22 protein-coding genes and 1 pseudogene are annotated in these 23,755 nt (G+C 69.2%); 13 read left to right on the forward strand and 10 right to left on the reverse strand.

Annotation, left to right across the window (positions count from 1 at the left end; all coding sequences use genetic code 11):
• Positions 1-188 precede the first annotated feature (188 nt).
• Positions 189-686, forward strand: a complete 498-nt coding sequence (locus ACLQ3B_RS32185) for a YcxB family protein (RefSeq protein ID WP_425784415.1) — start codon at positions 189-191, stop codon at positions 684-686.
• 32 nt (positions 687-718) lie between these two features.
• Here ACLQ3B_RS32185 and ACLQ3B_RS32190 read toward each other — a convergent pair whose 3' ends face one another.
• Positions 719-1,234, reverse strand: coding sequence for a GNAT family N-acetyltransferase (locus ACLQ3B_RS32190; RefSeq protein WP_425784416.1), 516 nt, complete (start codon positions 1,232-1,234; stop codon positions 719-721).
• A gap of 178 nt (positions 1,235-1,412) precedes the next feature.
• Here ACLQ3B_RS32190 and ACLQ3B_RS32195 point away from each other — a divergent pair, with 178 nt between their 5' ends.
• From ACLQ3B_RS32195 to ACLQ3B_RS32210, 4 genes are all read left to right on the forward strand, one after another.
• On the forward strand, positions 1,413-1,787 hold the full coding sequence (locus ACLQ3B_RS32195) for a cupin domain-containing protein (protein ID WP_425784417.1): 375 nt from the start codon (positions 1,413-1,415) through the stop codon (positions 1,785-1,787).
• A 54-nt stretch (positions 1,788-1,841) separates the two neighbouring features.
• A complete protein-coding gene (locus ACLQ3B_RS32200) occupies positions 1,842-2,054 on the forward strand; it encodes a hypothetical protein (RefSeq protein WP_425784418.1) in 213 nt (70 codons plus the stop codon).
• Between the two features lie 158 nt (positions 2,055-2,212).
• A complete protein-coding gene (locus ACLQ3B_RS32205) occupies positions 2,213-2,629 on the forward strand; it encodes a VOC family protein (protein WP_425784419.1) in 417 nt (138 codons plus the stop codon).
• 39 nt (positions 2,630-2,668) lie between these two features.
• Complete coding sequence (locus ACLQ3B_RS32210) at positions 2,669-3,166, forward strand: N-acetyltransferase (RefSeq protein ID WP_425784420.1); 498 nt, start codon at positions 2,669-2,671, stop codon at positions 3,164-3,166.
• A 58-nt stretch (positions 3,167-3,224) separates the two neighbouring features.
• On the opposite strand, the gene ACLQ3B_RS32215 is transcribed toward ACLQ3B_RS32210, so the two are convergent.
• Positions 3,225-4,679 carry an alkaline phosphatase PhoX gene (locus tag ACLQ3B_RS32215; protein ID WP_425784421.1) on the reverse strand — a complete coding sequence of 485 codons (1,455 nt, stop codon included), beginning with the start codon at positions 4,677-4,679 and terminating at the stop codon, positions 3,225-3,227.
• A gap of 181 nt (positions 4,680-4,860) precedes the next feature.
• Here ACLQ3B_RS32215 and ACLQ3B_RS32220 point away from each other — a divergent pair, with 181 nt between their 5' ends.
• Genes ACLQ3B_RS32220 through ACLQ3B_RS32230 form a run of 3 tightly spaced genes read left to right on the forward strand, consistent with a single transcriptional unit; the run spans position 4,861 to position 7,253 of the window.
• The gene (locus tag ACLQ3B_RS32220) at positions 4,861-5,658 is read left to right on the forward strand and encodes an ABC transporter ATP-binding protein (protein WP_124819539.1); all 798 of its coding nucleotides are present in this window, start codon (positions 4,861-4,863) and stop codon (positions 5,656-5,658) included.
• Complete coding sequence (locus tag ACLQ3B_RS32225) at positions 5,655-6,416, forward strand: ABC transporter permease (protein WP_425784422.1); 762 nt, start codon at positions 5,655-5,657, stop codon at positions 6,414-6,416. The genes ACLQ3B_RS32220 and ACLQ3B_RS32225 overlap by 4 nt, the downstream gene beginning before the upstream one ends.
• 45 nt (positions 6,417-6,461) lie before the next feature.
• A complete protein-coding gene (locus ACLQ3B_RS32230; protein ID WP_425784423.1) occupies positions 6,462-7,253 on the forward strand; it encodes a MerR family transcriptional regulator in 792 nt (263 codons plus the stop codon).
• A gap of 7 nt (positions 7,254-7,260) precedes the next feature.
• Here ACLQ3B_RS32230 and ACLQ3B_RS32235 read toward each other — a convergent pair whose 3' ends face one another.
• The 3 genes from ACLQ3B_RS32235 to ACLQ3B_RS32245 form a co-directional block, all read right to left on the reverse strand.
• Positions 7,261-8,208: a hypothetical protein gene (locus ACLQ3B_RS32235; protein WP_425784424.1), complete on the reverse strand. Its 948-nt coding sequence runs from the start codon at positions 8,206-8,208 to the stop codon at positions 7,261-7,263.
• Positions 8,209-8,237: 29 nt separating this feature from the next.
• On the reverse strand, positions 8,238-8,834 hold the full coding sequence (locus ACLQ3B_RS32240; RefSeq protein WP_425784425.1) for a VanZ family protein: 597 nt from the start codon (positions 8,832-8,834) through the stop codon (positions 8,238-8,240).
• A 127-nt stretch (positions 8,835-8,961) separates the two neighbouring features.
• Entirely contained in the window at positions 8,962-10,437 is a 1,476-nt protein-coding gene (locus ACLQ3B_RS32245; RefSeq protein WP_425784426.1) for an arabinofuranosidase catalytic domain-containing protein, read from the reverse strand.
• Between the two features lie 205 nt (positions 10,438-10,642).
• On the opposite strand from ACLQ3B_RS32245, the gene ACLQ3B_RS32250 reads away from it, so the two are divergent.
• Complete coding sequence (locus ACLQ3B_RS32250; RefSeq protein ID WP_425784427.1) at positions 10,643-11,656, forward strand: LacI family DNA-binding transcriptional regulator; 1,014 nt, start codon at positions 10,643-10,645, stop codon at positions 11,654-11,656.
• Between the two features lie 10 nt (positions 11,657-11,666).
• On the opposite strand, the gene ACLQ3B_RS32255 is transcribed toward ACLQ3B_RS32250, so the two are convergent.
• The 4 genes from ACLQ3B_RS32255 to ACLQ3B_RS32270 all read right to left on the reverse strand — a co-directional run bounded on the left by ACLQ3B_RS32255 (position 11,667) and on the right by ACLQ3B_RS32270 (position 16,484).
• Complete coding sequence (locus ACLQ3B_RS32255) at positions 11,667-13,379, reverse strand: amylo-alpha-1,6-glucosidase (RefSeq protein ID WP_425784428.1); 1,713 nt, start codon at positions 13,377-13,379, stop codon at positions 11,667-11,669.
• A 55-nt stretch (positions 13,380-13,434) separates the two neighbouring features.
• Positions 13,435-14,259 (reverse strand): carbohydrate ABC transporter permease, encoded by an 825-nt coding sequence (locus ACLQ3B_RS32260; protein WP_425784429.1) that lies wholly within the window; start codon positions 14,257-14,259, stop codon positions 13,435-13,437.
• The gene (locus tag ACLQ3B_RS32265; RefSeq protein ID WP_425784430.1) at positions 14,256-15,095 is read right to left on the reverse strand and encodes a carbohydrate ABC transporter permease; all 840 of its coding nucleotides are present in this window, start codon (positions 15,093-15,095) and stop codon (positions 14,256-14,258) included. The genes ACLQ3B_RS32260 and ACLQ3B_RS32265 overlap by 4 nt, the downstream gene beginning before the upstream one ends.
• Before the next feature lie 150 nt (positions 15,096-15,245).
• Positions 15,246-16,484 carry a sugar ABC transporter substrate-binding protein gene (locus ACLQ3B_RS32270; RefSeq protein WP_425784431.1) on the reverse strand — a complete coding sequence of 413 codons (1,239 nt, stop codon included), beginning with the start codon at positions 16,482-16,484 and terminating at the stop codon, positions 15,246-15,248.
• A gap of 299 nt (positions 16,485-16,783) precedes the next feature.
• Here ACLQ3B_RS32270 and ACLQ3B_RS32275 point away from each other — a divergent pair, with 299 nt between their 5' ends.
• Positions 16,784-18,619, forward strand: coding sequence for an RICIN domain-containing protein (locus ACLQ3B_RS32275; protein WP_425784432.1), 1,836 nt, complete (start codon positions 16,784-16,786; stop codon positions 18,617-18,619).
• A 247-nt stretch (positions 18,620-18,866) separates the two neighbouring features.
• A complete protein-coding gene (locus ACLQ3B_RS32280; RefSeq protein WP_425784433.1) occupies positions 18,867-20,387 on the forward strand; it encodes an arabinofuranosidase catalytic domain-containing protein in 1,521 nt (506 codons plus the stop codon).
• Positions 20,388-20,514: 127 nt separating this feature from the next.
• Here ACLQ3B_RS32280 and ACLQ3B_RS32285 read toward each other — a convergent pair whose 3' ends face one another.
• Entirely contained in the window at positions 20,515-21,852 is a 1,338-nt protein-coding gene (locus ACLQ3B_RS32285; RefSeq protein WP_425784434.1) for an extracellular catalytic domain type 1 short-chain-length polyhydroxyalkanoate depolymerase, read from the reverse strand.
• A gap of 251 nt (positions 21,853-22,103) precedes the next feature.
• Here ACLQ3B_RS32285 and ACLQ3B_RS32290 point away from each other — a divergent pair, with 251 nt between their 5' ends.
• Positions 22,104-23,111, forward strand: a complete 1,008-nt coding sequence (locus ACLQ3B_RS32290) for a PaaX family transcriptional regulator C-terminal domain-containing protein (RefSeq protein WP_425784455.1) — start codon at positions 22,104-22,106, stop codon at positions 23,109-23,111.
• Between the two features lie 450 nt (positions 23,112-23,561).
• A pseudogene (locus ACLQ3B_RS32295) lies at positions 23,562-23,755 on the forward strand (endo-1,4-beta-xylanase); the annotation flags it as partial.

The following is a 23,755-nucleotide window of genomic DNA, read 5'->3' on the forward strand; positions in this document are numbered from 1 at the left end:
CGCGGCAGTCCCCCCCCGCCCGCGGCCCGCCGCCCCCCCGCGGGGGGCGGGGGCGGGCCCCCCGCCCCCCCCCGCGACTCGACCTGTCGGGGGTTCAACTTCCGGTGCAACTCGCGGTGTTTCCGCTGCCGCCGCCGGTGCGCGTGCCGGGACGCCTGGCCGGAGTTCGGAAGCACTATCGTTCTGGCGTGCACATCCGTTTCGACATCCCCGCCGATCCCGCCTACCCGGGCCGGGTGGCCGCCGCGCTCGGCAACGTTCGGCTGCGCAGATTCGGCTATATCGGGGCGGTCCTGACGGCGGTCGGGGTCGTTGGTCTCGTCGTCTCGCGCGGGTTCGGGTGGGGCGAGCGGAGTTCACCGCTGTGGACCGCGCTGCTCGTGGCTGGCGTGCTGTCGATGCTGTACCGACCGTGGGTGCTGGCGCGCGCCCGACGCCGCTCCGGCAGCTACGCCGTCGAGGGTGCCTACGACATCACCGATGACAACATCATGATGCGCAGCGGCTCGGAGTCCGGCGGGATCGCCTGGGACGGGGTCGCCCAGGTGCGGGACGTCGGGGAGTTCTGGGTCGTGTACGTCGACCGGATGCCGGCGACAGTGATCCCACGCTGGCTGATGTCCGCCGAGGACGCCGAGACGTTGCGCGCCTTCCTGACCGAACGAGGGCTGCTGCGACGTCGGTGAGATCAGCTGCCGCAGGCCGCTGGGGGATCGGGCTATCGCGTCGGGGTCGGTCCCGAGGAAGCGCGGAGGAGTACCTCGTACTGGTACAGGCCATCGTTGCTGCCGACGAGCCGGAAACCGGCACGTTCGAGGGTCCGCCGGGAAGCGACGTTGTCGTTGGTGGTCTCGGCGACGACGCGGGACAACCCGTGTTCGCCGGCGAGGTCGAGCAGGGCGGCGAGCGCCTCCACCGCAAAGCCGTTCCCCCGCGCTGACGGGGCGAGGCCGTAACCGACCTCGATGCGGCCGTTGTCCGGTCGACCCTTGAAACCGATTCCTCCGATGGCCTTTCCGTCGGCGGCCCGGGTGATCCGGTAGTGCCCGAATGGACGACGGTCGCCGTGGGCGGCAGTGGCGGCGAGAAAGCCCCTGACGCCGAGGACGTCACCGTCGAAGGGGTAGTCCTCGGCCCAGTCGTCGCCAGCCCCGGCGCGCCGTCCGACGATGCGTTCACCCTCTGCGGTGTCGATGGGGTGCAGGCGCAGTCGCGGCGTACGAAGCTCGGTCACGGGCAACAGCGAAGCAGCCGTCAGGAAACGGCACAAGCCGATTAGGCGCCCGGCACCTACGGAATCGATCCTCCGTGTCGTCATCCGCGCCCCTGATCGCCTGCGGCTACCTATCCTCGACGGGGAATGCACGAATCCAAGTAGCGGCCGTCAGCCCGACGGCTTACAGGAGGCCGTCATGAGCACCACGGATCGACCCGAGGGCATCAGCCCCACAGCGGTGGAGTCCGCACCCGGGTTGTGGCGGATCGATCTGCAGCGGCACGACCTCAGCATCCCCGGACGGGAGGTCATTCAGACTCGGGTGGAGTTCACGCCTGATTCGCCGCCGTTCAAGCATTTCCACCCGGGTGAGGAAATCATCTGCGTTCTGCAGGGAACGCTGGAATATCGGCTCGACGGGCAGCCGCCGATGGTGTGCAATCCCGGCGACGCGCTGACGGTTCCATACGGTGTGCACCACCAGGCGCGCAATGTTGGCGACGGTGTGGCGGTCGAACTGGCGACGTACGTCGTCGAGAAGGGGAAACCTCTTCTCACCAAGGTGGAGTGACATCTCCCCGGCCGCACCGTTTGCGGGATCGACGTGCTGGGCAGAAGGCACACCATGACGAGTGAACGGGTCAAGTCTGTCGGTGGCTACACCATGCGGATCCTCGGCGTGCTGGCGATCGTCGTGGGCGTGCTGGGGATCGTCTCCAGCCTGACCCAGGGCAACCTCGTCGGGGTGATCCTCGGCGTCATCTTCATCGCCGGCGGTGCGGTCCTGCTCAAGCGCTCGGGCGGGGGAGCGGCACCCCGGCCACGGAGCACGCACTGACGTCTGCGGGTCCTGGTCGGTCCGAATCGATGGACGGGTGCGGCGCCCGCGCCAAGGCCGCCCGCCACTATCACCGCCAGCGCGTCACCCCCACCGCCTAGCGCCGGGAGCAGGGGGTACGGGAAAGCGGCGACGGCACGAACCTTTAAAGTGAACGGATGTCAGTCAAGCAGGTCCAAGTGGCTTTCGACTGCGCCGAGCCTGTGCGCGTCGGTCGTTTCTGGTGCGAGGTGTTGGGGTACGTCCCGTCGCCGCCCCCGGAGGAGTGCGCCACCTGGGACGATGTCAGTTCCGAGCAGGGTTCGTGGTTCGCGTGCAGTGACCCTTCGGGGGTGGGTCCGCGGCTGTACTTCCAGCGGGTGCCCGAGGGCAAGGTCGTCAAGAACCGGGTGCACCTCGACGTGCGGGTCGGCACCGGGCTCGTGGGCGAAGAGCGCCTGGCCGCCCTTGAGGCCGAATGCGCCCGGCTGATCCCGCTCGGCGCTGTACGCGGGCAGTTGTTGCTCGCCGACGAAGAGAACGAATCGTGCCTCAACATGCAGGACGTCGAGGGCAACGAGTTCTGTCTCTCCTGAACGGCCGGGCTCCGGCCGGGGGCGCTAGCCTCGGCCCTCATGACCTGGCTGCCCGAGGAGTTCGTCCACCCCGTCCACGTGCCGGTGCCTGACACCGCGTTGCATCTGCGGCCGATTCGCGAGTCGGACACCTCGATCGACTACCCCGCCGTGATGGGCTCCCGTGAACGCCTGTGGGAGATCTTCGGCCCGGCCTGGGGGTGGCCCAGCGAGACGATGACCTACGAACAGGATCGCGTCGACCTGCTGCGCCACGAGAAGGAGATCGCCGCGCACCAGTCGTTCAACTACGCGTTGCTGGACGAGGGGGAGACGGCGATCCTCGGCTGCGTCTACATCGACCCGCCGGAGCGCACCGGCTCCGACGCGGAGGTCTCCTGGTGGGTGGTGGACGACCTGGTGGGCAGCGAGGTGGAGGCCGCGGTCGACGCGCTGGTGCCGCGGTGGATCGCCGCGGACTGGCCGTTCCGCCAGCCCCGCTATCTGGGCCGCGACATCACCTGGCAGGACTGGCTGGCGTTGCCGCGCGTCCCCTGAGTGTGGCCGAGCCTGAAGGGGGCCGGGCGAGGTCGCCCGGCCCCCCATTCGGGCTCGCTCAGCCCAGGTACTTCTCCCACGGGCCAGTGATGGCCAGGGTGAGGCCCGGGTCCTGCATGTTGACGAAGAGCACCTTGCCGTCCGCGCTGAAGGTCGGCCCGCAGAACTCCGAGTCGTTGAGCTGGTTGCGGGCGATCGCGTAGGTGGGCCCGCCCGGGATCGTGCTGAGCACGTGCGAGGCGCCCGTGCCGTCCTCGGCGAGCACGAGGCTTCCCCACGGGGTGACTGTCACGTTGTCCGGGCCGTCGAAGGTGAGGTCGGTGTACTTGACCGGCGCACCCTCCTCGGAGGCGGTCTGGTGCGGGAAGTACGTCACCAGCTGGATGGTCTGGTTCCGGAAGTTGTAGAACCAGACCATTCCGTCGTGCGGCGCCGCGTCCGCCGGCAGGTCACCTTCGTCCCAGGCGTAGGAGTTGACCACGTACACGCCCTCGTCGGTGGCCCACACGCCCTCGAACTTGCGTCCGCGGGTGACCTGGCCGTCGGCGAACTGCTCGCGCACCGACTTGCTGCGCGCGTCGCGGTCCGGCACCTCGATCCACCGGACCGGGAAGGGGCGGCCCAGCTGGGCGGAGGTCAGGTACGCGACGTCCGGCAACACCGAACCGTCATCCATGATGATCTGCATCGCGGCGAGGACGCCGGCGTTCGGCGCGAGGCGGGTGAGCACGCCCGGGCCCAGCTTCACGCCGTGCGGCGCCGTCCAGCGGTAGAAGAGACCGTTGGGCGCGTCGGCGTCCTCGGAGAGGTAGATCCGGGTGCGGTCCTTGTCGACGGCCAGCGCCTCGTGGGAGTAACGGCCCAGGCACTTGATCGGCTTCGGATCGGCGCTGCCGTCGGCCCACACCTCGAAGACGTAGCCGTGGTCCTTCTGGTAGACGCCGGACCGGCCGCCCTCCTCCCAGGTGTCGCCGGCCCGGTCCTCGGTCTCCTCGCAGGTGAGCCAGGTGCCCCAGGGCGTCGGCCCGCCGGCGCAGTTGGAGATGGTGCCGGAGAGCGCCACGAACTCACCCAGGTTGCGGCCCGCGAGGTCGGTCTTGATCACGGTGCAACCGCCGGCGTCGACGGCGCCCGCGTCGTAGACAGTTCCCTTGACGTGCGGCACGCCGAACTCGGCGCCGGGGTCGATCTCGTGGTTCTGGATCAGGGTGTACCGACCGTGGCCGGCGTCGTAGACGGCCATGCCGTCGTGGTCCGACGGGGTCCTGCCCTGGCCGCGGTCGAGCCGGGTGACGCCGGTCCGGGTGACCACTGTGTAGCTGAAGCCCTTGGGCAGGGCCAGGATTCCCTTCGGGTCGTCCACGAGCGGGGGGAAGGGCACGTTACCGGGCTTCACCGGCGGGTGCGGCCGAGCCGGGCTGGCCTGGGCCAGGGACGGCAGGCCGCCCGCGACGGCGAGGCCGACGCCGGCGGCGGCGCCGCTGGCGAGGAAGGTACGACGAGAGGAAGGCACGGGGATCAGCTCCTGGTCAGGACGTAGTGCGACGACTGGCAGCCAACCCCTGCGGACGAACAGCGACACGTCACCCGTGGGATCGGGCGGTGACATCGGAGTTAAGAATCGGGGTCGCTCGCCCCGTCTCCGGGTCGGCGGACTTGACCCTGACGCTGCGTCAACCCTCCATGCTGCCGCCATGAGCAATTCGCGAGCAACAGCTCAGGCCGAGCAACCCGCGATCCACGTGCGCGGCCTGGAGAAGTCGTTCAAGCAGTTGAAGGTGCTGCGCGGCGTCGACATCGACGTGGCGCGGGGCAGCATCTTCGCCCTGCTCGGCTCGAACGGGGCCGGCAAGACCACAGTGGTGAGGATCCTGGCCACGCTCCTGCGGGCCGACGGCGGCACGGCCCGAGTCGCCGGCTTCGACGTGGCGACCCGGGCCGCCGACGTGCGGCAGTCGATCAGTCTCACCGGGCAGTTCGCGGCGGTCGACGAGATCCTCACCGGGCGGGAGAACCTGACCCTGGTTGCCCGGCTGCGGCACCTCAAGGAGCCCGGTGCGATCGCCGACGACCTGCTGAGGCGCTTCTCGCTGACCGAGGCGGGCACCCGGAGGGTGCGGACGTACTCCGGCGGTATGCGTCGCCGCCTCGACATCGCGATGAGCCTGATCGGGAACCCGCCGGTCATCTTCCTCGACGAGCCGACGACCGGGCTGGACCCGGAGGCGCGCATCGAGGTGTGGCAGGCCATCAAGGAACTCGCCAACGGCGGCACGACGGTGCTGCTCACCACCCAGTACCTCGACGAGGCGGAACAGCTCGCCGACCGGATCGCGATCCTGCACGAGGGACGGATCATCGTGAACGGCACCCTGAGCGAGCTCAAGCAGCTCCTGCCACCCGCCGAGGTCGAGTACGTCGAGAAGCAGCCCACCCTCGAGGACGTCTTCCTCACCCTCGTCGGCGCCAAGACCGAGAAGGAACAACGATGAACAAGCACTTCCTCGGTGACACCACCGTCCTCTTGGGACGCTCGCTGCGCCACATTGCCCGCAGCCCGGACACCATCATCACGACCGCGGTCATGCCGATCGCCTTCATGCTGCTCTTCGTCTACGTCTTCGGCGGCGCGATCGAGACCGGCACCGACTCGTACGTGAACTATCTGCTCCCCGGCATCCTGCTCATCACGATCGCCTCAGGCATCTCGTACACCGCCTTCCGGCTCTTCCTCGACCTGCAGGGCGGCATCTTCGAACGGTTCCAGTCCATGCCGATCGCACGATCCGCGGTGCTCTGGGCGCACGTGCTGACCTCGCTCGTCGCAAACCTGATCTCGCTGGTGGTCGTCGTCCTCGTCGCCCTGCTCATGGGCTTCCGCACCGGCACGAGCCTGCTGGGCTGGCTCGCCGTCGCCGGCATCCTGGTGTTGTTCACCCTGGCGCTGACCTGGATCGCCATCATCCCCGGCCTCACCGCGCAGTCCGTGGACGGCGCGAGCGCCTTCTCGTACCCCCTGGTCTTCCTGCCGTTCGTCAGCTCGGCCTTCGTGCCCACCTCGTCGATGCCCGGCCCGGTCCGCGCCTTCGCCGAGCACCAGCCGGTGACCGCCATCGTCAACGCGATCCGAGACCTCTTCGCGCAGGAGCCGGTCGGTGCGGGTATCTGGACCGCCCTGGCCTGGTGCGTCGGCATCCTCGTGGTGGCCTACCTGTTCGCCAACCTGACCTACCGCCGCAAGATCTCCTGACCCGGTGTCGACCCAGGCTGGGCAGGGTGAGGGCAGGATCAGGGCATGCTGACGATCAGTCAACTCGCGTCGTACACCGGCGTGACGGTGCGGGCGGTGCGGCACTACCACCAGATCGGCCTGCTGCCGGAGCCCGAGCGGGACGCCTCGGGCTACCGGCGGTACAGCGCCACGGCCGTCGTGTCCCTCATCAGGATCCGCACCCTCGCCAACGCGGGCGTGCCGCTGTCCCAGATCGCTGAACTGCTCGAAGCCGACGCATCAGACTTCGCCGAGGCGGTACGGCGGATCGACAGCCATCTGTGCGACGAGATCGAACGTCTGGAGGCGAGCCGCAAGCAGATCGCGCAGCTCGCTGCCGGAGACAGTTTGACGCTCCCACCGGAGGTGACCTCCTACCTCGATCGGCTTCGGCAGATCGGGGTGTCGGAGCGGGTGGTGGAGGGTGAGCGGGACGGGTGGATCCTGGTTGTGGCGCGCTGGCCCGAACGCATCCACGAGATCATGCGCGCGAAACACGCGCAGCTCGCCAACCCCCAACTCGTCCGGCTCTATCTGCTCGGATCGGAGATCCTCGACGGCGACGCGGACGACGATCCGCGTCTGGAGGAACTCGCGGACATCCTGGCCGACCTTGTCGAGCAGGCGTACACCTCCAGCTCCAGCGAGAGCAACCGCGGCGAGATGGCACCGGACGATGTCCCGTTCGACCTTCTGGACGCGCTTGCCGTCGAGGCCGACCCGCGAGCGCAGCGGTTGCTGGACCTGATGCGCAAGCGGGGCTGGGCCACGTGGACCCGGACCCGCCCGGAGCGCCTGGCGAAGCCACCGACCTGACCGGTGATCAGCTCTGTTGGTAGTTCACCGCGGCGAACCCGCACGGCTGGTGCAGATGCAGGTAGTAGGCGCCCTCGCCGACGTCGTCCAGGTCCGCGCCGCCGATCAGACCCACGTAGTCCATCGGGTCCCCGCAGCCCGGGCAGTCGGCGTGCTCGGCGTCCTGAATCCATTCCGGCCGGCCGCCCAGGGTGGAGCCGCCCCGATTCCAGGCGCTGGCCTGGTACGGGCTCGCCAGCGCCGGCCCCGCGACCGGGAGTAGCGTCGGCGGGCCCTCCGGTCCGTCGTCGTCGCCCAGGTAGCTCGGACGGATGTTGTCGGCCCACCAGCTGGTGGCGCCGGCCGGCGTGACCCGGCTGTACAACGTCGTGTAGCAGGCGCAGAAGTGGCAAGTCTCGATCACCAGGCGGCCGGACCAGCCGGTGTGCGCCAGCGCGGCGGCGTTGGCGGGGTCGGTGGTGTCGAGGTCGGCGGCGACCCAGAGCGGGGACGCGCACCAGGGGCAGGCGGGTCGGTCCGCCGGTGCCGGCGACTCCCGTAGGACCCACCGGTACGCGACGTCGGCGCACAGGTCCCGTCGGTTGCCGTCCGGGCCGAACGTCCAACCGCCCTCGACCGCGTAGCGCAGCACACCCACGTGCAGGTCGTCGGCACCGGCCGGCGGGTGCGTCGACCAGCGGCGCAAGGCGTTCTGGGCGAGCGGGTGCGCGCTGTGGGCCAGGATGAGGAGCAGATTGTTGAGGTCGTCCGGCGTCCGCCCGCTGTCGATCTGTTCGATGACCCGGCCGACCACGTCGGCGCCGGCCGCCCGGTACAACGTCGCCGGCCACAGCAGATCGAGGTCCAGCAGGGCCCCGTGGTACGGCGACAGACTCTCCGGATCGGCGTTGGCGATCTCGCTCAACTCCTCGACCGCGTCCTCGGCCGCCGCTCTCCTGATCAGCTCCTCGATCATCAGCGGATGTTAACTGCCCCCTCCGACGCTCAGCGTCCCGCTGCCGGGGCCGGTTGAGGTCGGCTATCCGTGGACGTGTCGGGCGTGGCGCGCCACCAGCGGCGGGACGCCAGTGCGGCCAGCCCGGCGCCGGCGGCGTTGAGCAGGACGTCGTCCACCGACGACACCCGGTCCAGCCGTAGGACGTACTGGGCGGTCTCGACCAGGACCGAGCAACCGGCCGCGAGGGCCAGGATCCGTGGCACCGACGCCAGCGACGGGAACCGCATCGGGGCCAAGAACCCCAGGGCCGCGAAGACCAGCAGGTTGCCGACGACCTGGACCGTCGCCGTCAGCGGCCCCCCGTCGGAGAAGATCGTGAGCAGGTCGCGCAGCGGCACCAGGGTCACCCGACCGGAGATGACGCCGGCCTGGTCGCCCGGCAACATGATCATCCATACCCAGGGCACGGTGCCGTAGACGATGCCGACGTCGGCCAGCGACGTCCGCCATGCCGACGTGCTGTCGGCGGCACGTCGGCGGCGTGCCAGGAGCCACACCGCCAGCGCGGCCAACGGCAGGACGATCACCGTGATGAGGACGACGCCGTTGAACGTACCGAACCAGCCGTGCCAGCCCTTGATCATGCGACCCCGCTTTCGCCAAGTCCCAAAACCTACCTGGCCCGGGACGCGGGCAGTCGCCCTTCGTCGCCGGTCGTGCCGCCACCGGGAAGCTCCCGGGGGCGGCACGACCGACCGATCGTGGGGTGGGTCAGCTGCGGGTGGCCCATCGCTGGTTGGCGCCGCCGTTGCAGGCCCAGAGGATGAGTTTGGTGCCGTTTGCGGTGCCGGCGGCGTTGGCGTCGAGGCAGAGCCCGGATTGGACGCCGGTGATGGTGCCGTTGGAGTTGAGATTCCATTGTTGGTTGGTGCCGCCGTGGCAGTCCCAGATGATGGCCTGGGTGCCGTTGGCGGTGCCCTGACCGGAGGCGTCGAGGCACTTGTTGCCGTACACCTGGAGTTGTTTGCCGGCGGTGTGGGTCCAGCGCTGCGCGGTGTTGCCGGTGCAGTCCCAGAGTTGGACCTGGGTGCCGTTGGTGGTGGTGCCGTTCGGCACGTCGACGCAACGGTTGGACTGGGCCCCGACGACCTGGACGTTCTGCTGCGGGTTGCCGCCACCGACCGGCGCGTAGGCGGCGGCGTTGATGTTGGCCTGGACGGCGTTCTCGGTGGCCGCCGTCGGGTAGCCGGAGGTCAGTACGCCCTCGAAGAAGGTGCCGCGGCCGGTGATGCTGTTGTCACCGCCGATGCCGAGCAGGATGGCCCCTTCCTTCTTCATCGGGTGGTAGCCGTTGGGGCGGGGCCCGTCGAAGTAGGTGGTCAGGCTGCCCGACTGTGCGTTTCCGCCCCGGATCGCCCAGTGGTTCGGCTCGCCCTTGACCATGGCCGTGACGAACCGGTGGTTGATGGAGGCGATGTTGTTGTAGCCCGCGTTCACCCCGGAGAACAGCCCCCACTCCAGGTCGGCCATGATCCAGGGGCCGGCTCCCGCCCCGTAGCCCCACTGCTTGTTGGCGCCGAAGTAGACGGTCTCCATGATGGCGCGTTCGTCGGCCAGGTTGTTGGTCTGCGCGTTGCCGTAGTCGAAGCAGCACCACTGGTTGTAGTGCGTGCCGTCGACGACCGCGTAGATGCCCTCGGGCTGGTCGCCGGTCGCGACACCGTTTGTGTTGTTGTTGCGGTAGCCGGTGCCGGGGGCGATGTAGACGCCGTACGCCTTCTGGCCGCCGACGGTGACCGGCGCCGCCTTCGCGTCGGCGAGGTTGTCCCATCCGCCGGCAGCGGGGCCGACGAAGTAGCCGGGGGGCGCCTGGGTCAGGCGGTTGTTGCGGCCGGACTGGTCATAGATGATCGTGATGACGCAGTTGGTGTTGGCGCAGAACGTGTCCTGGGTGGCGGCGTTCGCGTAGCCGCCTTCGCTGAGCACGCCGACGTCGCGGGTGGTGTTGTCCGACGAGCGTCGGACCTGGTAGAGCGGGCCGTTGTACGCGCCGTACAGCGCGCGGGTGGTGCTGTGCGCGGCGACGCACGGCGTGCCGCCGGAGGCGTAGATGTCACACGGACCCGTGCCGGCGGCGTGGGCGACGCTCGGCGCGTCGGAGACCACATAGACGCCGGCGCCGACGACGAGGGCCAGCAGGGTCCCCGTGGCGGCGGTCAGGCGACCCAGCCTTCTCTTCAGATTCATCGGATCCTTTCCCAGTGCGTGGTGGATGGCGGTACGGCGATGCAATTGACGTCACACGTCATACCTGTGACATTAATATCCGTCCATCGATTAGCGCTAGTTGCCACGCGTTGGTCGTCGATCGATGAGCGTGAGGACGGATATGCTGGTCAGCCGAGCAAGGTGCGTCCCCGTGTCGGGGCAAAAATCGATTCGAGGGCGATTGATGAACATCGGGGAGATCGCTCGCCGGGCGGGGGTGTCCCGCAGCACCGTTTCCTACGTGCTCAGCGGAAAACGCAGCGTGTCGGAGGCGACCCGGCAACGGATCCAGTCGGTCATCGACGAGCTGGACTACCGGCCGAACGCCAGCGCCCGTGCTCTGAAGGAGGGGCGCACCCGCACCCTCGGGCTGGTCATCCCGCCGGCGAGCCAGCGGTTGACCGACATGCAGCTGGGCTTCGTGGCCAGCGTCGTCGAGGCGGCCGCCCGCCACGACCTCGATGTGCTGCTGTCCCCCTCCGGTGGCGACCACGACCGGTCGTTCGAGCGGATCGTCACCGGTCGTCGGGTGGACGGCGTGGTCCTGATGGAGATCCGGTTGGAGGACGACCGGGTGACCCGGCTGACCAAGGCCGGGCTGCCGTTCGTCACGATCGGTCGGACCGCCGAGCCGCACGGGATGAGCTGGATCGACATCGACTACGCCGGGCTGATCGCCCGGTGCGTGCAGCACCTGGCCGATCTGGGGCACCGGCACGTGGCGCTCGTGAACCGGTCCGCCGAGTTGGTGGCCGCCGGATACGGCCCCAGCCACCGCGCGCTGGCCGGCTTTCGTGCGGCGGCGCTGGAGCGGGATCTGACCGGCGTGGAGGTCTCCAGCGCTGACGACACAGCCTCCGGGGAGGCGTGTATGGAGCAGCTACTCGCGACACACCCGGAGGTCACGGCGGTGGCCACCATCAACGAGGCCGCACTGCCCGGAATGCAGCGCGCGCTCACCGGCGCCGGGCTGTCCGTGCCCCGCGACTTCTCCGTCACCGGAGTCGCCGCGCAGCACTGGGCGGAGGATTTCCGCCCGCCGTTGACCGCCGCCGACGTGCCGATGGTCGAGATGGGCGCAGAGGCGGTGTCGCTGCTGCTGGAGATCATCGCGGCGCCCGGCGCCGTGCCACGACACCGCCTGTACAGCCCGCCGATCTCGCTGCGTTCCAGCACCGGTCCGGTCCGGGCCCGCTGATACGACAGGGCTACCCGCCCCGGACCCGCCGTTCCTCCTGTGCGGCGGCGAGGATGAGGTAACTGCTGGCGGTCCAGGTGTACGCGCGGTCCCGGAGCCCCGTACCGGTTTCGGCGTCGAAGTTCTCCGCGAAGCCGGACTTCTCGCAGAGCGCGAGGAATCGTCTACTGATGTCGTCGGCGATCCTGGTCTGCCCCGCCCGGCGCAGGCCGTCCTCGACCAGGACGGTGGAGGGTGCCCAGATCGGGCCACGCCAGTAACCGTCGGCGAGGTAGTGGACCGAGTCCGTCGGCTCGGTGGCCAGCCCGTGCGTGGTCAGGTGGGTCTCGACGCCGCGCGCCAGCGCGGCGGCCACCGGTGCCGGCAGGTCCGCTCCGAGTGCGACGGGCATCAGGTCGAGCAGGCTGCGGCTGCTCCGCCGGCGCCCGGTGTGGGGGTCCTGGGCGCGGAAGCGTTCGCCGTCCCACAGGTCGCGCAGCATGGCCCCGTGGATCCGGTCGGCCTCCCCGGACCAGCGGGCGGCGGGCTCACCCAGCTCGGTGGCGAGGTCGGCGAGGCAGCGAAGCTGCGAGACCAGGAACGCGGCGAGGTCAGCCGTCTCGAGGACCCGGTTGTCGTCGAAGGTGGTGGCGTTGTCCCAGCCGCTGTCGTTGCCGTGCTGGTAGTGGGGCAGGTCGTGGCCGGGGGCGCGCCGCGCGTCGAGCCAGAACCCGGTCCAGCGGGCGAGCCGGTCGTACGTCTGCGCCAGCGCCGCCCGGTCCAGCGGCTGGGGAAGACGTCGGCGCAGGTGACGGAGGGCCCAGCCGTGGATGGGGGGCTTGACGTAGTTGTGCAGGACCTCGGAGTGGGTGACCGAGTCGGGGAGGGCGCCGGCCTCGTCCTGGTGGTCGAAGGGCAGTTGGAACTGGTGCCAGGCCAACTCCGGATCGCCGGCCGCCAGCGCTATCGCGTTGAAGCAGTGGTCCCAGCTCCACACCTTGTCCATCCAGTGCTTGGACATCAGGACGGCCGGCCGGGTGACGAAGCCCGCCGGGGCGACAGTGGCCGACCACAGGACGTACGCGGCCAACTCGGCGGCCGGGGTCTCCGCGCCACGCCAGGGCGCGATCGCGTCGACGAACGCGGTGAACTCCGCGATCCGGTCGCGGCGCAACTGCTCGAAGGTGACGGATCCGGCGTACGGGGGGCGCGCGGTGGCGTACTCCTCGATCGCGATCTCCCAGGGCTGGTCGCCGGGAAGGTCCAGGGACCGGTCGGCGGTGCCCAGCGCCTGCGTGCCGTCGGTCCGCGACAGCGCGCCGGAGAGCACGGTGATCCGGTAGCGACGACCGGTCTCGTACGAGGTGAACACGTGCGATCCGTCGACCGGGTCGGCGTACAGGTAGGTGCCGCTGAACGGGGTGAGGGTCTGCGCGGCCGCGGCCACCCGCAGGCCGAGCCGGTGGCCTCGGATCCGCAGGGTGTCCGGCCCGTCGTAGACGGCCTCGATCCGGTCGGCCCCGTCGCGCCAGGTCAGCACGGCCGGTGTGGCGACGACTGTGGCGCCGGCGACCGTGGGGGTGAGACGCAGGACGGGATGCAGCCCGGTCTGGTGGGAGACCAGGTGCAGGTCGTCGGCGTACGTCTTCTCGGCGACCACCGGGGAGATGTTGAACCAGGATCCTCGGTAGCTGAACGGGATGTCCTGGATTCCGAACTCCGGACCGGACGGGGCGACGGTCATGGGTGGCGGGTGCCTTTCTGTGGTGCGGGTGGTCGTCGTCGACCGCCGCGGATGGTCAGTCCTTGACGGCGCCGGCGGTCACGCCCATCGAGACGTACCGCTGGGCCAGGATCAGCAGCACGGCGGCGGGGATCGAGGCGACGACGGCGGTGGCCATGATGGCGTTCCACTGCTGGTTGTTGTTGCCGATGTAGTGGTAGATGCCGAGGGTGATCGGCTGGTGGTCGCCGCCGCCGGCCAGGGTCGAGGCGAAGATGAAGTCCGACCAGGACCACAGGAACGCGAAGAGTGACACCGTGACTATCGAGTTGCGGCTGACCGGCAGCACGACCGACCAGAAGGTCCGCAGCTGGCCGGCGCCGTCGACCACGGCGGCCTGGAGCAGCTCGTTGGGGATGCCGGACATGAAGGCCGTGAAGATCAGGACGCCGAACGGCACCGCGAGCGTGGTGTCGGCCAGGATCAGGCCGGGCAGCGTGTTCAGGACGCCGAGGGTGAGGAAGATGGCGTAGAAGCCCATCGCCATGATGATTCCCGGGATCATCTGCGCGATCAGCAGCACGAAGCTCAGCGCCGGGCCGCCGGGTGGCCGGAGCTTCGCCAGCGCGTAGCCGGCGGGGGCGGCCAGCGCCACGGTCAGCACCACAGTGCCGAGGCCGACCAGGAAGCTGGTGCCGAGGTACGGCAGTTGCTGGTCGAGCACCGCTCGGTAGCCGTCCAGGGTGCCGTTTGTGGGGAACAGGTGCGGGGGGCTGGCCCGCATGTCCTGGTCCCTGGTGAACGACACGTTGATCATCCAGTAGACGGGGAAGAGCATCAGCCCGGTGAGCACCAGGCCGACGCCGGTCTTCCACCAGGCCCGAGGCGTTGACGTGGTCATCGCAGCTGCTGCCTCCGCTCGATTCGGATGTAGGCGAGGCCGGCGACCAGAGCCAGCACGATGAGCAGGTTCCCGATGGCCGCGCCCGGGCCGAACTCGGGTAGCAGATTGCCGAAGCCGAGCCGGTACGACCAGGTGGCGAGCGTGGCCGAGGAGCTGGTCGGGCCGCCCTTCGTCATGATCCAGATGATGTCGAAGACCTTCAGGGTGTAGATCAGCCCCAGCAGCAGCGTGATCAGGGAGACGGGGCGCAGCAACGGGAAGGTGATCCCCCAGAACCGTTGCCACCCCGTCGCGCCGTCGAGCGCGGACGCCTCGTACATCTCCGTCGGGATCGCCTGCAGGCCGCTGTACAGCACCACCAGGTTGAACGGGATGCCGATCCAGATGTTCGCGATGATCACCGAGGTCAGCGACCAGCCCGGCGAGGTGAGCCAGTTGACCGGGTCGATCCCGACGACGCCGAGCGCCGCGTTTACCAGCCCTGAGTCGCTGTTGAGCAGCCACGACCAGGTCGACGCCGAGACGATCAGTGGCAGCAGCCACGGTACGAGGAAGAGCGCCCGCAGCGTGCGCGACAGCGGGAAGTGCTGGTGGAAGAAGAGGGCCAGGGCCATGCCGATGGTGAACTGGAAGGCGAGCGAGGCCGCGGTGAAGACCAGGGTGTGCGTCAGCGTCGATCCGAAGGCCGGGTCGGCCAGGATCGTCCGGTAGTTGTCGAGGCCGGCGAAGGGGGCCCCGCCCTGCACGAACGAGCGGACTGTGTACTCCCGCAGGCTCAACTCGACGTTGCGGTAGAGCGGGTAGGCGTAGAAGGCCGCCAGGTAGATGGTCACGGGTGCCAGGAAGCCCCACGCCAACCATCGGCTGGGCCGGCGGGCACGGGACGGGGGAGGCCCGGGTGGGGCGGCGTTCGCCGCCCCACCCTGGTCTCGTACGGCGGTGGAGGTCTCTGTCGTGGAGGGCATGGTGTCGGTTCGGATCGCTTACCTGGTCGTGGCGGCGGTCTGCGCGGCGGTCAGCGCCTCCTGTGGCGACTTCCCGCCGCTGAGGGCCGACTGCACCGCGGTCCACAGCGATTCGGAGATCTTCGGGTACTTCGTGCCGAGGTTGTCGCCGGTGCGGCCCTTGGCCGCCCGGACCGCCTCCACCCAGACCTTGAGCTTGGGGTCGGCGGTCGCCTGTCGCTCCTGTACGGCGGCGACGGGTGCGACGTAGGACAGCGTGGTGTCCGTGGTGAGGAGGTTGTCGGCGTTGGTCAGACAGGTGACGATCTTCTGCGACGCCTCGTACCGGCCGGTCTTCTTCTGCACCGGAATGGAGACGAACTCACCGCCGGTGGGGGCCGGGGCGGGCCCGCCCGCGCTGGCCGGGATCGGGATCGTGCCGTACGAGAAGCCGAGCTTCTCGGCGTTTGCCAGTTGCCAGGTGCCGTTCTCGGCGAACGCGTAGTTGCCGGTGGCGAACTCCTGCCAGCTCGTGGTCTGGGTGTTGTTGATGACGGAGTTCGGCGCGTGGCCCTGTTCGAGCCAGTCGGTCCAGAGCTTCAGCGCGGACACCGCCTGCGGCGAGTCCAGACTCGTCAGTTGGGCACCCGACCCCCAGAACCAGGGCAGGAACTGGAAGCTGCCCTCCTCGGTGCCGATCGCGGAGAAGGTGATGCCCTTCTTGCCCTTGGCCTTGACCTTGGTCAGTGCCGCGGTCAGTGACGTCCAGTCCTTGACGGCGGCGGGATCGACGCCGGCGGCGGTGAGCAGGTCCTTGTTGTAGTAGAGGGCGAGGGTGTTCGCCCCGATCGGCACGCCGTAGGTCTTGCCGTCGCTCTGGCCGGCGCCGAGCAGGTTCTTCTCCATGGCCGAGACGTCCAGCTTGTTGTCGTCGGTGGTGGTGAGCGCACCGGCCTCGGCCAGAGTCGAGATGACCGGGTTGTCCACGATCAGCACGTCCGGTGAGTTTCCCTGCTGGGCGGCGAGCAGCGCCTTGTTGGTCAGGTCGGTGGTGTCGAAGCCGGTGCGCTCGACCGTCACCCCCGCGGAGGTGCCGCACTTCTTGAGCAGCGCCACCCACTCGGAGTCGCCGGCGAACTGCGGGTACGGGTCCCAGACGAGGTAGGCGCCACCGTCGGAGGGGCCGTCGGCGGACGACGAGCAGGCACTGCCTGTCACTGCGGCGAGAGCTATCACGGCAACGGCGGCCAGGCGCCGCCGACGGCTGAGTCCGATCATGTGGTGCCTCACTTCAAATCGATCGTCAGGTGGGGTGTGTGCGTTGATCGTCGCGGGTTGGACCAGTCCAACCATGAGGCGAATCGATTCGACAAATCGGTTCGCCCGAAGATAGGTCTGGCCATGCCCGGGGGTCAAGAGTCAGTTGGCCGCGCGGGGAGGATTGCTGGGCAACACGGACGTCACCGCGCCGTCACTTCATTGACATGGTTCAGTTCCCGGTCCTACGATCCGTGCGAATCGATTCGCAAGCGCTGCCCTCCGGAGAGCGTCCCCCGCGCCCCACCAAGGAGCCGCCCGTGAAGACCCCGTCCCGCAGCAGGTCCGGACGAGCCCGCGTGTTCGTGGCCCGACTCGTCGTCGGCCTGCTCGCCGCCGCTGCCGCCGTCACCGTCGTCTCGTCCCCTGCCCAGGCCGCCGACGAGTCGATAAGCGTCAACTTCTCGACCACCAGCGGCGCGCCGACCTACCGCGCCTCCGGCTGGATCTACGGCATGACCGAGAACGCCAGCGGTCCCGCCGACCACTTCTACCGCGACGTCAAGTTCCAGTACATGCGCGCCGGCGGCGCGCAGCTTCCGGGGAGTGGCTGGGTCGGCGGAACCTACGACCGTCGCTGGAACTCCACACTCGCCCAGGCGCGTCGGACCACCGCCCTCGGCGGGAAGTTCATCATCCTGCCGCACGACCTCTGGGGTGCCGACGGCGCCGGGATCTCCCGCTTCCCCGGTGACAACGGCAACTGGACCGACTACGACAACTTCCTGACCCGCCTGATCAACGACGTCCGGGCGTCCGGCCTGTCGGTGCAGTGGGACATCTGGAACGAACCCAACATCACCATCTTCTGGAACCGGCCGATCTCCCAGTACCTCGAACTGTGGCGTCGGACCTACCAGCGCATCCGGACGGAGTTCCCCAGCCAGCTCATCGTCGGGCCGAGCTGCGCCTGCGTACCGTCGACCACGCACGCCTTCTGGAACCAGTACCTGGACTTCGTGCGCTCGACCAACACGGTGCCGGACATCATCAGCTGGCACTCGCTGCCCGGTGACCCGGTCGCGAACGTCAACGCGGCAAACGCCACCCTCGACCCGCGCGGCATCGCCCACCCGCGCCCGTACCAGATCAACGAGTACGGCTCGCCCGACGAGCAGAACCCCGCCGACGGCGCCTGGTACATCGCGCGTCTGGAGCGGGCCCGGGCCGACGGCCTGCGGGCGAACTGGGCCAGCGGCGGCAGCCTGCACAACGACCTGGGCAACCTGTTGATCCGGAACTCGGCCGGCCAGCACCAGCCCAAGGGTGAGTGGTGGAACTACCGCTTCTACGCCTCCCAGGTCGGCGAGAACGTCGCGGTGACCCCCAGCCAGTCCTACGACGCGTACGCCACCAAGACAGCCGGGGTGGCGAAGGTCCTGGTCGGCGGTGGTCGTACCACCGGGAACCTGACCGTCAACCTGCAACGCCTGGACACCACCAGCGGCATCGTGCAGAACAACCAGGTCCGGGTTCTCACCCAACGCATCCCGCACAACGGTGGCGGTGCCGTGGCGGGGCCGATCACGGTCTCGAACAGCGTGGTCGGCGTGTCCAACAACAACGCCACGGTGACCCTGCCGTACACCAACCAGACCGACACCTACGCCGTCACGCTGCTGCCCCCGTCGGACGGTGGCTTCCAGTCGGTGGCGGTGGCCCAGCACTCCCAGCAGTGCCTGAACAACGCCGGCCTGAGCACCGCCGACGGCAACGTCCAGCAGCAGAACTACTGCGACGGCGGTGACCAGCAGCTCTGGAACTTCCGCCCGGTCGCCGGAGTGGCAAACACCTACACCGTGGTCAACCAGCAGAGCGGTAAGTGCCTCGACGTCAGCGGCGTGTCCACCGCCGACGGCGCGGCCGTGCACCAGTGGACCTGCCTGAACACCTCCAACCAGCAGTTCACCCTCCGCAAGGTGACCTACTCGGGCAACGACTCGCACGACTACCAACTCGTCGCGCGGCACAGCGGCAAGTGTGTCGATGTCAGCGGCGTCTCCACGGCGGCTGGCGCGCTGGTCCACCAGTGGACCTGCAAGGCGGTCAACCAGGGCGGCACCCTGAACCAGACGTGGCGGATCCTGGGGCGGTAGTCGTCCCGGGGGAGGTGACGCGCTGGCTGTCCCGCCCAACAGCCAGCGCGTCACCCGACGTCACATTCATTGACATGGATAAAAGAAAGGTCATACGATTCGATTCGCCCTCGCCACCACCGCCCGTGGCGTGTCGACGACCCCCTACGCTTCCACGACCCCGAGGAGCCACCTCGTGCGAACCCCGTCCCGTAGTGGGCCAGGAACAGCCCACGACCTCGTCCCGAGACGCCAACGCGTCCGACGTTTGACCCTCCTGGCCGGCGCCCTCGCCGGGGTGCTCGTCGTCGTCGGCATCGGTGTCGGCACCACCCCCGGCAGCTCGCCCTTCGCCGCCGGGGCCGCCGCGGCGGCCACCATCCAGCCGGGGCAGAGCACCCGGATCGTCGGCACGCCATCCGGTCGCTGCCTCGAGGTGCCCAACTCCAGCACCACCAACGGCACCCAGACGCAACTCTGGGACTGCAACGGCGCCGCCGGCCAGACCTGGACCTGGACGTCGAGCAAGCAAATCCAGGTGTACGGCAACAAGTGCCTGGACGCCTCCGGCCGGGGCACCACCAACGGCACCCAGGCGATCATCTGGGACTGCAACGGCCAGAACAACCAGCAGTGGAACGTCAACAGCAACGGCACCGTCACCGGCGTGCAGTCCGGGCTCTGCCTCGACGCCAACGCTGCTGGCACCGCGAACGGCACCAAGATCATCCTCTGGGCCTGCAACGGTGGCGCCAACCAGCAGTGGGCCTCGCCGACCTCGGTGCCGCCGACCTCCGAACCACCGACCAGCCCGCCGCCGAGCGGCTCGCGCCCGTGCGACATCTACGCCTCCGGTGGCACCCCGTGCATCGCGGCGCACAGCACGACCCGCGCCCTCCTCGCGTCGTACGCCGGCAACCTCTACCAGGTGCGACGCTCGTCGGACAACACGACCCGCAACGTCGGGCTGACCGGCACGGGTGGCACCGCCAACGCGGCGACGCAGGACTCGTTCTGCGCCGGCACCACCTGCGTGATCACCGTGGTCTACGACCAGTCCGGGCGCGGGAACGACCTCTGGTACCAGGGGTCGAGCGTGGTTCCGGGATCGCCGCAGAGCAGGCCGGCGATCGCGACCTCGGAGTCGCTGACCGTGGGCGGCACCAAGGCGTACTCGCTCTACATCAACCCCGGCAACAGCTACTGGCGCGACGGGCACCTCACCGGGGTACCGACCGGCGCCGCCCCCGAGGGCATGTACATGGTCACCAGCGGCACCCACGTCAACAACGGCTGCTGCTTCGACTACGGCAACAGCGAGACGACGCGCAAGGCCGACGCCGCCGGTGCGATGGACGCCATCAACTTCAGCAAGCAGTGCTGGTTCGGTGGCTGCTCCGGCAGCGGGCCCTGGGTGCAGGCCGACCTTGAGTGGGGTCTCTTCCCCGGTGGCAGCCAGAGCTGGAACCCGAACCAGCGCGCCTTCACCAGCAAGTTCGTGACCGCGACCCTCAAGAACAACGGCACGTCCCGCTTCGCCATCAAGGGCAGCGACGCCACGTCCGGCAGCCTCTACACGCTGTACGACGGCTCGCTCCCGCCGGGCTACAGCCCGATGAAGAAGCAGGGTGCGATCATCCTGGGCAGTGGCGGTGACTGCTGCAAGCCCGACGGCGGCGCGAACCTGAGCGCCGGCACCTTCTACGAGGGGGCCATGGTCGCCGGCTACCCGTCCGACGCGACCGAGGCCGCGGTGCAGGCCAGCATCGTGAGCGCCGGCTACCGCTGACCCGACAACACGTGCGCCGGTCACCACGAGCTGGTGACCGGCGCACGTACTCGTCGATGCCGTCCTCTCGGCTGCGGGCCGCCGACACTGCGGAGTGGGGTCCCCATCCCCGGAGTGCCAACCGGTGTCAGGCCACCGAGCAGGAGGCGCCGTTGAGGGTGAACGAGGTCGGTTTGGCGGTGTTGCCGGTGTGCGTGGCCTGGAAGCCCACGGTCACTGATCCGTTGCTGGGGATGCCGCCGTTGTACGCGACGTTCCTGGCCGTCACCTGCCCGGAGTTCGGGGAGTAGGAGGCGTTCCAGCCCGACGTGATGGTCTGACCGCCAGGCAGGGTGAACGCCAGGGACCAGCCGTTGACGGCGCTGGTGCCGGTGTTGGTGACGGTGATGTTCTCGGTCAGCCCGTTGTTCCAGGCGTTGACGGCGACTGTCACCCGGCAGGCGCCGGAGTCCGGCGGCGGCGTGGTCGGGTTGGGTGGTGGCGTGGTCGGGTTCGGGGGTGGGGTGGTCGGGTTCGGGGGTGGCGTCGTCGGGCTGGTCAGGCCGAAGAACGCGATCGCGGACGCGGCCATGCCGCCGGAGGGCAGGCTGTGCCCGGCCCCCTGGATGCTGTACGCCTCGACCTGGACGGTGCCGCTGCTGTCGGCGTACCGACGCCGGTTCCAGTTGGCCTGGGGTGTGTCGGTGGAGGTAGGTGTCTGGCTCAGCCCGAACACGTTGGTCCACTGCTCGATCGCCTCCTGCAACAACGAGTACGGCACGAGCGTGTCGTTGGTGCCGTGCCACAGCTGCACGCGCGGGCGGGGCCCGGAGTAGCCGGGGTACGCCTGGCGGACCGCGTCGCCCCACTGCTGCGGGGTCCGGTTCATGTTTCCGCCCGTGCACTGGCTGCTGGTGGGCGGGAAGTCCGCCGCGTTGGCGAAGCAGTTGAACGGCACACCCATGAACGCGGCGCCGGCCTTGAACAGGTCGGGATAGAGGGCCAGCATGTGGTTGGTCATCATGCCGCCGGACGAGCTGCCGGTGGCGTAGACCCGGTCCGGGTCGGCCGCGTACTGCTGCTGCACGTACCTGATCATGGAGACGATCGACACCGGGTCGCTGCCGCCGCCACGTCGCTTGGCGGCATCCGACCAGACGTCGAAGCAGTTGCCGAATCCGGCCTGCTGGGTGGCGGACGGGTAGATCACGATGTACCCGTAGCGGTCGGCGAGGCTGGCGAACTCGCTCCCGGAGTAGAAGCCGGGGCCGTTCCCGCCGCAGCCGTGCATCGCCACCACGACCGCCGGCCGGGCCGGGCGGTTGTCCGGCACGTAGACGTGCATGCGCATCCGGCCCGGGTTGTCACCGAAGCTGGTCACCTCGGTCAGTGACGCCGCGTACGCGGGCCCGACCGTGGGGACCACCAGTCCGGCCGTCACCAGTGACGCGGCCAGGGCGAGCAGCAGTTTCCTTCTGATTCTCAACTGACGACTCCTTCGATTGCCTGTGCAGCCTGGATTGGCCGTGCGACCCGGTCGCGGGTCTGCCCGACTCCCGCGGTGATCGCACGCTGCCCGCTACCTGTGGCTCGTCCAGCCCGGCTTCGGATGGCGTCGCGTGGCAATTAGTGTTCCCTTCGGGCCAACAAGTGTCAATCGAAGATGCTCTATTTGCGGTGAGCGGTGGCGGTCCGTCTACAGTCGTCGATACCGCCCCCGAGGAGCACGGAGTGCCTGTGGCGAGCCTCTTCGACATCGACGAGATCTATCCGGACGACGGGGACCACGCGCTCCGGCTGCCCCGTCGGCAGGTCGGCAACTCGCCCCAGGGTGTCGCGGTGACCCTGTTGGCCGACTACACGCTGCGGACCCGGGTCGCCCTCCCGTCCGCCGCCATCGTCGCGCTGATCGAGGAGACCGGCGTGACGACGGCCGGAGCGCGGACCGCGATCAGCCGGTTGGCCCGCCGTGGCGTGTTGGAGGGCAGTCGGCTGGGGCGGCGCAGCTCCTACCGCCTCAGCCGTGCCGCCGCCGTCAACCTCTCGGCCGGCGGGCACTGGATCCTCGCCTCCACCACGTCGACGGCGCGGTGGGACGGGTGCTGGACGATCGTCGCCTTCTCGCTGCCGCAGGATCGCAGCACGCAGCGTCGGGCCCTGCGGGCACAACTCCGGTGGCTCGGTTACGCGCCGCTGTACGACGGTTTGTGGATCTCGTCGCAGGAGCTGACTCCTGCGGCTCGGGCCGAGCTCGACCGGCTCACCCTCGGCGCCGTGACGGTGTTCCGTGGGCGGCAGACCGCGCTCGCCTCGACCATTCACCGTGCGCCGATCGAGGCCTGGGACATCGAGGCGATCAGCCGGAGCTACGACGCGTTCCTCCGGCGGTGGACGCCGCTGTTGCCCGGGGTGGTGTCCGGGCGGGTCGACGGCGCCGCCGCGGTGCGGGCCCGGACCGAGGTCATGGACACCTTCCGGCGTTTCCCAGTCCTCGATCCGCAGTTGCCCCTGGATCTCCTCCCACGGGAATGGCTCAGACGTCCGGCGCGGGAGTTGTTCGTGGCCGTCTACGACGGCCTCGCCGCACCCGCCGAGCGACACGTCCGGGCGGTCGTCGAGCGGTTCGCCGACGCCGCGCAGCCCGGCATTCAGGCGCACACCACCGCCGACCTGGTCGCCGGAATACGCGCCGCCGTGAAACCGGCGCAGCCGTCCCCGAGTAGCTCGGCCGCCGGGGGCTCGTGAACCACGAGGCGGGCGCCGTCGGCCGGCGACTGTGAGCGATAACAGAGTTGCTGTCCGGCGCGACCGCGCCGACGCGGTGGTACGAGTCGTCCACCTGTCGTGCGGCGGCTGAGCACGGTTGCCCTGGGCGTTTGGTACCGGGCGAAACGTGGCGATCCGGGAGATCGCCGTGAACGGCTCGTTACGTCTTGACGAACGGCATGTTATCGCTCACTCTCGATATAGAGGGCGATCGCTGTCGTGGCTCACCGGGCGAGTCGCATGGGTCGTACCTCCGATCACGACGGCCGCAAGGGCATGCGGACGTCACCTCGGGACCGGCAGGTGTCGGCGACGACCCTGTCGGACTGCGCGTGCTGATGCCGAGCGGCCAGGATGACCGCCCCGACCAGTCGTCCCGAGCGAAGTGGCACATCACCACCACCGATGCAACCACTGAAAAGGAACGCCATGAAACCCATGAGAACGATGCTGGCCGCGGCGACCATCGCCGTCGCCCTCACCACTGGTATGACGGTGGCGCTGACCCCCGCATCCGGTGCCGGCACGACCTTGAAGGCCGCCGCCGCCGAGAAGGGGCGCTACTTCGGGGCTGCTGTCGCGACGGGCAAGCTGTCCACCGGCGCGTACACGACGATCTTGAA

Origin of the sequence: Micromonospora sp. DT53, assembly GCF_049841535.1 — a bacterium.
Taxonomy (GTDB): domain Bacteria; phylum Actinomycetota; class Actinomycetes; order Mycobacteriales; family Micromonosporaceae; genus Micromonospora.

Excerpts from the sequence above, each read along its gene's own strand:
- ACLQ3B_RS32195 (WP_425784417.1), top strand. The coding sequence starts at position 1,413 with ATGAGCACCACGGATCGACCCGAGGGCATCAGCCCCACAGCGGTGGAG.
- ACLQ3B_RS32200 (WP_425784418.1), top strand. The coding sequence starts at position 1,842 with ATGACGAGTGAACGGGTCAAGTCTGTCGGTGGCTACACCATGCGGATC.
- ACLQ3B_RS32205 (WP_425784419.1), top strand. The coding sequence starts at position 2,213 with ATGTCAGTCAAGCAGGTCCAAGTGGCTTTCGACTGCGCCGAGCCTGTG.
- ACLQ3B_RS32210 (WP_425784420.1), top strand. The coding sequence starts at position 2,669 with ATGACCTGGCTGCCCGAGGAGTTCGTCCACCCCGTCCACGTGCCGGTG.
- ACLQ3B_RS32220 (WP_124819539.1), top strand. The coding sequence starts at position 4,861 with ATGAGCAATTCGCGAGCAACAGCTCAGGCCGAGCAACCCGCGATCCAC.
- ACLQ3B_RS32225 (WP_425784422.1), top strand. The coding sequence starts at position 5,655 with ATGAACAAGCACTTCCTCGGTGACACCACCGTCCTCTTGGGACGCTCG.
- ACLQ3B_RS32230 (WP_425784423.1), top strand. The coding sequence starts at position 6,462 with ATGCTGACGATCAGTCAACTCGCGTCGTACACCGGCGTGACGGTGCGG.
- ACLQ3B_RS32235 (WP_425784424.1), bottom strand. The coding sequence starts at position 8,208 with ATGATCGAGGAGCTGATCAGGAGAGCGGCGGCCGAGGACGCGGTCGAG.
- ACLQ3B_RS32240 (WP_425784425.1), bottom strand. The coding sequence starts at position 8,834 with ATGATCAAGGGCTGGCACGGCTGGTTCGGTACGTTCAACGGCGTCGTC.
- ACLQ3B_RS32245 (WP_425784426.1), bottom strand. The coding sequence starts at position 10,437 with ATGAATCTGAAGAGAAGGCTGGGTCGCCTGACCGCCGCCACGGGGACC.
- ACLQ3B_RS32250 (WP_425784427.1), top strand. The coding sequence starts at position 10,643 with ATGAACATCGGGGAGATCGCTCGCCGGGCGGGGGTGTCCCGCAGCACC.
- ACLQ3B_RS32255 (WP_425784428.1), bottom strand. The coding sequence starts at position 13,379 with ATGACCGTCGCCCCGTCCGGTCCGGAGTTCGGAATCCAGGACATCCCG.
- ACLQ3B_RS32260 (WP_425784429.1), bottom strand. The coding sequence starts at position 14,259 with ATGACCACGTCAACGCCTCGGGCCTGGTGGAAGACCGGCGTCGGCCTG.
- ACLQ3B_RS32270 (WP_425784431.1), bottom strand. The coding sequence starts at position 16,484 with ATGATCGGACTCAGCCGTCGGCGGCGCCTGGCCGCCGTTGCCGTGATA.